At 67.5% G+C, this 6,194-nt stretch carries 7 protein-coding genes; all 7 read right to left on the reverse strand.

What is annotated here, in order from left to right; translation table 11 throughout:
* A partial coding sequence (gene kdpB, locus JYJ84_RS25950) for a potassium-transporting ATPase subunit KdpB (RefSeq protein WP_205185630.1) occupies positions 1-1,626 on the reverse strand: 1,626 nt, incomplete at its 3' end.
* A 54-nt stretch (positions 1,627-1,680) separates the two neighbouring features.
* On the reverse strand, positions 1,681-3,486 hold the full coding sequence (gene kdpA / locus JYJ84_RS25955; protein WP_122945926.1) for a potassium-transporting ATPase subunit KdpA: 1,806 nt from the start codon (positions 3,484-3,486) through the stop codon (positions 1,681-1,683).
* Positions 3,483-3,575 (reverse strand): K(+)-transporting ATPase subunit F, encoded by a 93-nt coding sequence (gene kdpF / locus JYJ84_RS25960; protein ID WP_006752209.1) that lies wholly within the window; start codon positions 3,573-3,575, stop codon positions 3,483-3,485. The genes kdpA and kdpF overlap by 4 nt, the downstream gene beginning before the upstream one ends.
* A complete protein-coding gene (locus tag JYJ84_RS38285; protein ID WP_256976802.1) occupies positions 3,572-3,694 on the reverse strand; it encodes a hypothetical protein in 123 nt (40 codons plus the stop codon). The genes kdpF and JYJ84_RS38285 overlap by 4 nt, the downstream gene beginning before the upstream one ends.
* Before the next feature lie 192 nt (positions 3,695-3,886).
* Entirely contained in the window at positions 3,887-4,861 is a 975-nt protein-coding gene (locus JYJ84_RS25965; RefSeq protein WP_175223061.1) for a quinone oxidoreductase, read from the reverse strand.
* A 177-nt stretch (positions 4,862-5,038) separates the two neighbouring features.
* Positions 5,039-5,431: a methylglyoxal synthase gene (locus JYJ84_RS25970; RefSeq protein WP_043188929.1), complete on the reverse strand. Its 393-nt coding sequence runs from the start codon at positions 5,429-5,431 to the stop codon at positions 5,039-5,041.
* 48 nt (positions 5,432-5,479) lie between these two features.
* A partial coding sequence (locus JYJ84_RS25975; RefSeq protein ID WP_205189611.1) for an SDR family oxidoreductase occupies positions 5,480-6,194 on the reverse strand: 715 nt, incomplete at its 5' end.

Consider the following 6,194-nt stretch of genomic DNA (forward strand, 5'->3'; position numbering starts at 1 on the left):
GTCGGCCTGCGCGAGCGCCGGTGCGTCGTTGGTGCCGTCGCCGGTCATCGCGACCAGACGGCCGGCTGCCTGATGCTCGCGGATCGTCGCGAGCTTGGTTTCCGGCGTCGCTTCCGCGAGGAAATCGTCGACACCCGCTTCCGCCGCGATCGCCGCGGCCGTCAGCCGGTTATCGCCCGTCACCATCACGGTCTTGATGCCCATCTTGCGCAGTTCCGCGAAGCGCTCCTTGATGCCGCCCTTCACGATGTCCTTCAGCTCGATCACGCCGAGCACACGCGCCGCCCCTTCATGCAGGTCGGCCACGACGAGCGGCGTGCTGCCGCGGCGCGCGACTTCGTCGACCGCGCGGCGCACTTCTTCCGGGAAGCGGCTGCCGTGCGTCTCGACGTAGTTGCGGATCGCGTCGGCCGCACCCTTGCGGATCTCGCGGCCCGGCAGGTCGACGCCGCTCATCCGCGTCTGCGCGGAGAAGCCGATGAACGTCGCGTGCAGCTGCCCCATGTCGCGCTGGCGAATGTTGAAGCGCTCCTTCGCGAGCACGACGATGCTGCGGCCTTCCGGCGTTTCGTCGGCGAGCGACGACAGTTGCGCGGCATCGGCCAGCGCTTCCTCGGTCACGCCCGGCGCCGGCACGAACGTCGATGCCTGGCGGTTGCCCAGCGTGATCGTGCCGGTCTTGTCGAGCAGCAGCACGTCCACATCGCCGGCCGCTTCCACCGCGCGGCCCGACGTCGCGATCACGTTCGCCTGCATCATCCGGCTCATCCCGGCCACGCCGATCGCGGACAACAACCCGCCGATCGTGGTCGGAATCAGGCACACGAGCAGCGCGACGAGCGCGGTGATCGTCACCACGTGGCCGGCCTTCATCGCTTCCACCGAGAACATCGAGAACGGCAGCAGCGTCGCGGTCGCGAGCAGCATCACGATCGTCAGCGCGACGAGCAGGATCGTCAGCGCGATCTCGTTCGGCGTCTTCTTGCGCTTCGCGCCTTCGACCATCGCGATCATCCGGTCGAGGAACGCCTCGCCGGGGTTCGCGGTGACCTTGACGACGATCCAGTCCGACAGCACGCGCGTGCCGCCCGTCACCGACGAGAAGTCACCGCCCGATTCGCGGATCACCGGCGCGGATTCGCCGGTGATCGCCGATTCGTCGACCGACGCAACGCCATCGACCACCTCGCCGTCGGCCGGGATCACGTCGCCCGCTTCGACGAGCACGACGTCGCCCTTGCGCAGCTCGGTCGCGGTCGTGACGCGGATCGGCGACTTCGGATGCGGCTCGTTGAGCTTCTTCGCCATCACGTCTTTCTTCGCGCTGCGCAGCGACGCGGCCTGCGCCTTCGAGCGCCCTTCGGCGAGCGCTTCGGCGAAGTTCGCGAACAGCACGGTGAACCACAGCCACAGCGCGATCGCGAGGATGAAACCCGCGGGCGCCTCGGCCTGGCCGGCGAGCGCCGCGATCCACAGGATCGTGGTCAGGATGCTGCCGACGTACACGCAGAACATCACCGGATTGCGGAACTGCGTGCGCGGCGTGAGTTTCTTGAACGAGTCCACGATCGCCGGGCGCAGCAGCGCCGGATCGAACATGGACCGTGTTGCGGAATGTTGAGTCATTGCGATCTCTTCAATCTCTTCAGTCTTTTCAATGTGTCGCCATATGGGTGCGCATTACGCGCCCAGCCACATCATCAGGTGCTCGACGCCCGGGCCGAGCGCAAGCGCCGGCACGTAGGTCAGCGCGCCCACCAGCAGCACGGTGCCGAGCAGCAGCACGACGAACAGCGGACCGTGCGTCGGCAGCGTGCCGCTCGTCACCGCGATGCGCTTCTTCGCGGCAAGCGAGCCGGCGATCGCCAGCACCGGCACGATCGTGCCGAAGCGGCCGAACCACATCGCGATCGCGGTCATCCAGTTGTAGAACGGCGTGCCGACCGTCAGGCCCGCGAACGCGCTGCCGTTGTTGTTGGCGGCCGAGCTGAACGCGTACAGGATTTCCGAGAAGCCGTGCGGCCCCGGGTTCGCGATGCCGGCCTTGCCCGCATCGGCAAGCACGGCGATCGACGTGCCGACCAGCACCAGCAGCGGCGTGAGCAGCACGACGATCGACACCATCTTCATCTCGTACGCCTCGATCTTCTTGCCGACGTATTCCGGCGTGCGGCCGATCATCAGGCCGGCGACGAACACCGCGAGCAGCGCGAACACGAGCATCCCGTAGAGACCCGAGCCGACCCCGCCGTAGATCACCTCGCCCAGCTGCATCAGCAGCATCGGCACGAGGCCGCCGAGCGGCGTCAGCGAATCGTGCATCGTGTCGACGGCACCGCACGACGCGGCCGTGGTCGCGACCGTGAAGATGCCGGTCTGCGCGATGCCGAAGCGCGTTTCCTTGCCTTCCATGTTGCCGCCCGGCTGCAGCGCACTGGTCGACTGGTCGACGTGCAGCGCGGCGAGCGTCGGGTTGCCGCCCTGCTCGGCGCTCACCTCGGCGCCGATCGCGAGCACGAACGCGACCGTCATCGCCGCGAGCACCGCGATACCCTGCCGGCGGTCGCCGATCATGCGGCCGAACACGAGCGCCAGCGCGGCCGGGATGATCAGGATCGCGAAGATCTGGATGAAGTTCGCGAACGGCGTCGGGTTCTCGTACGGATGCGCGGAGTTCGCGTTGAAGAAGCCACCACCGTTGGTGCCGAGCATCTTGATCGCTTCCTGCGACGCGACCGGGCCCATTGCGAGCGTCTGCTTCGTGAGCGGGGTCGGCACCGTCACCGGGTTGCCCTTGTCGTCCTTCACAGGATTGCCCTGCGCGTCCAGCTTCGGCGCCGCATAGGTGCTCGTCTGCAACACCGGCACGTCCTGGTACGCCTTCATGTTCTGGATCACGCCCTGGCTCATCAGCAGCGCGGCGATGATCACCGACATCGGCACGAGCACGTACATCGTCACGCGCGTGAGGTCGACCCAGAAGTTGCCGATCGTCTGCGCGGTATGACGTGCGAAACCGCGGATCAGCGCGATCACGACGACGATGCCGGTTGCCGCCGACAGGAAGTTCTGCACGGTCAGGCCGAGCATCTGCGTCAGGTAGCTGACGGTCTGCTCGGGCGTGTAGTCCTGCCAGTTCGTGTTGGTGACGAAGCTGACGGCCGTGTTGAACGCGCCGTCGACCGTCATCGCGCCGAACTGCTGCGGGTTGCCGGGCAGGAAGCCTTGCAGGCGCAGCAGGCCGTAGAGGAACAGCGCGCCGAGCGCGTTGAACGCGATCGTCGCGACTGCGTACTGCTTCCAGTTCATTTCGCTGCCGGCGTCGACGCCGGCGATGCGGTACAGCGCGCGCTCGAGCGGCCCGAACACGCGCACGACACGCGAGCTGCCGTCCATCACCGCCGACAGGTAGCGCGCGACCGGAACGGCCGCCGCCAGCAGCACGACGATGAAGAGCGCCGTCTGAAAAAGATTGTTCGCGTTCATTCGATGTCCTCCGCGCGCAGCAGCGCAAAGACGAGATACGCGAACAGCAGGGCCGTCGAGGCGCCCGCCAGCCAAAGCATCCAGGTCATGCTCGCCCCCCGCGACCGTATTGCACCAGCTTGTCGCAACCGGCAACCAAACCGAGGATCAGCGCGGTGAAGAGCACCAGTGCGCCGATAAATACCCCATCCATTTTTCTGTTCTCCATCGTCGAAATCAGACGACTAGAACCTTATGGGAACGCACGTAAAGGACGGGTCAAAGGTATCGGGGCGCGTATAAAAAACGCGTAAACGTGGAATTCGGGGAAGGACGGCGGGAACCGGGAGGCGGGATGGACGGCACGGTGGTGCCGCCCGGACAAGCGCGTGCCGGCATGGCGCCGGCACGAGGGGACGGGTCAGGGAACGAGGATCGTCGAACCGGTGGTCTTGCGCGCCTCGAGATCTTCATGCGCGCGGCCGACTTCCGCGAGCGGATAGCGCTGGTTGATGCTCGTCTTCACCTTGCCCGACAGCAGCACGTCGAACAGCTCGGCGGCGGCGGATTCGAGATCGGCGCGCTTCGCGATGTACGAGAACAGCGTGGGTCGCGTAAAGAACAGCGAGCCGCGCGACGAGAATTCCTTCGAGTCGATCAGCGGCAGCGGGCCTGACGCGTTGCCGAAGCTGACGAACAGCCCGAGCGGCGCGAGGCTGTCGAGCGAGCCGATGTAGGTGTCCTTGCCGATCGAGTCGTAGACGACCGGCACGCCGGCGCCGTTCGTGATCTCCTTCACGCGCTGCGTGAAGTTCTCGCGCGTGTAGACGATCGGATAATCGCAGCCGTGCGCCTTCGCAAGCGCGGCCTTCTCGTCGGAGCCGACCGTCCCGATCACGGTCGCGCCAAGGGCCTTCGCCCACTGGCACACGAGCAGGCCGACGCCGCCGGCCGCCGCGTGGATCAGGATCGTGTCGCCGGCCTTCACCGGATACGTGCGGCGCAGCAGGTAGTGCGCGGTCAGGCCCTGCAGCATCACCGACGCCGCGTCGTCGTAGCTGATGCCGTCCGGCAGCTTCACGAGCCGGTCGGCCGGCATCACGCGCTCCTGCGCATACGCGCCCGGCGGCTGCCCGACGTACGCGACGCGGTCGCCCGCCTTGAGCGTGGTCACGCCTTCACCGACGGCCGTCACCTCGCCCGCCGCCTCCATCCCGAGGCCACCAGGCAGCGCTTGCGGGTAAAGGCCGGTGCGGAAATAGACGTCGATGTAGTTGAGGCCGACCGCATGCTGCCGGATGCGGACTTCACCCGCCTGCGGTTCGCCGACCTCGACATCGACCCACTTCATCACGTCCGGGCCGCCCGGCTGGTCGTATCGGATTGCTTTCGGCATCGTTTCGCTCCTCGTTTCTGATTCGGTCAGGGAAAAATCCGGGTCGCCGATCCGCGAGCCGGCCGATTCAGGCGGGAACCGGGCGGCAGGCGTGCGTCGCGACGCACGATTCTCGCCCGACGCCGCCAACCGTGCATGGCCCTGCCACCAGCAGGGGCAATCGGGTGCGGACAGCGCCTAGCAGACGTCCTGCATGTTGCGCGCCAGATCGTCGAGCAGCATCCGCGCGGTTGCGACATTGGTCGCGACCGGCACATCGTGCACGTCGCACGCCCGCACGAGCGCGGTGATGTCGGGGTCGTGCGGCTGCGCGGTCATCGGGTCGCGCAGGAACACGACGATGTCGATGCGGCCGTCGGCCAGTTCCGCACCGATCTGCAGATCGCCGCCGAGCGGCCCCGACAGCTTGCGCTCGACCTCGAGCCCGTGCGCGTCCGCGATGCGGCCGCCCGTCGTGCCGGTCGCCACCAGCCGGCATTGCGCGAGCGTCGTGCGAAATTCGCCCGCGAGCGCGACGATCTCGTCCTTCTTCGCGTCGTGCGCAATCAATGCGATGCGGGGTTTGCTCATCTCCAGATCCCTCGTTTCAGGTTGTCGTCGTGAAAGGCGGTGCGCGCGTCAGAACGTGCCCGGATACGCGCCGCCGTCGAGCAGCCAGTTCTGCCCGGTGATGTAGCCGGCATGCACGCTGCACAGGAACGCGCACGCCGCGCCGAACTCTTCGCGCGTGCCGAGGCGGCCGGCCGGAATGTCCCTCGTGCGCCGCGCGCGCAGCTCGTCGACGCTCACGCCCTGCGCCTTCGCCGACGCGGCGAGCGTGGTCGCGATCCGGTCGGTGTCGAACAGGCCCGGCAGCAGGTTGTTGATCGTCACGCCCTGCCCCGCGACCTTGCGCGACAGCCCCGCGACGAAGCCGGTCAGCCCCGAGCGTGCGCCGTTCGACAGCGCGAGCACGTCGATCGGTGCCTTCACGGCCGAGCTCGTGATGTTGACGATCCGGCCGAAGCCGCGCGCGATCATCCCGTCGAGGGTCGCGCGAATCAGCTCGATCGGCGTCAGCATGTTCGATTCGAGCGCGCGGATCCAGTCGTCGTGCGAGAAGTCGCGGAAGTCTCCGGGCGGCGGGCCGCCCGCATTCGTCACGAGAATGTCCGGCTGCGGGCAGGCGGCGAGCGCGGCCGCGCGCCCGTCCGGCGTCGTGATGTCGCAGGCCACCGCGGTCACCGACACGTTCGCGCCGGCGCGGATCTCCTCCGCGGTTTCCTCCAGCGTGTAGCGCGTGCGCGCGCCGCTAACCAGGTTCAACCCCACGGCGGCCCGGTCTGATATTAAA

Origin of the sequence: Burkholderia sp. LMG 13014, assembly GCF_905232215.1 — a bacterium.
Lineage (GTDB): Bacteria > Pseudomonadota > Gammaproteobacteria > Burkholderiales > Burkholderiaceae > Burkholderia.

Excerpts from the sequence above, each read along its gene's own strand:
- JYJ84_RS25965 (WP_175223061.1), bottom strand. The coding sequence starts at position 4,861 with ATGCCGAAAGCAATCCGATACGACCAGCCGGGCGGCCCGGACGTGATG.
- JYJ84_RS38285 (WP_256976802.1), bottom strand. The coding sequence starts at position 3,694 with ATGGAGAACAGAAAAATGGATGGGGTATTTATCGGCGCACTGGTGCTC.
- kdpF (WP_006752209.1), bottom strand. The coding sequence starts at position 3,575 with ATGACCTGGATGCTTTGGCTGGCGGGCGCCTCGACGGCCCTGCTGTTC.
- JYJ84_RS25970 (WP_043188929.1), bottom strand. The coding sequence starts at position 5,431 with ATGAGCAAACCCCGCATCGCATTGATTGCGCACGACGCGAAGAAGGAC.
- kdpA (WP_122945926.1), bottom strand. The coding sequence starts at position 3,486 with ATGAACGCGAACAATCTTTTTCAGACGGCGCTCTTCATCGTCGTGCTG.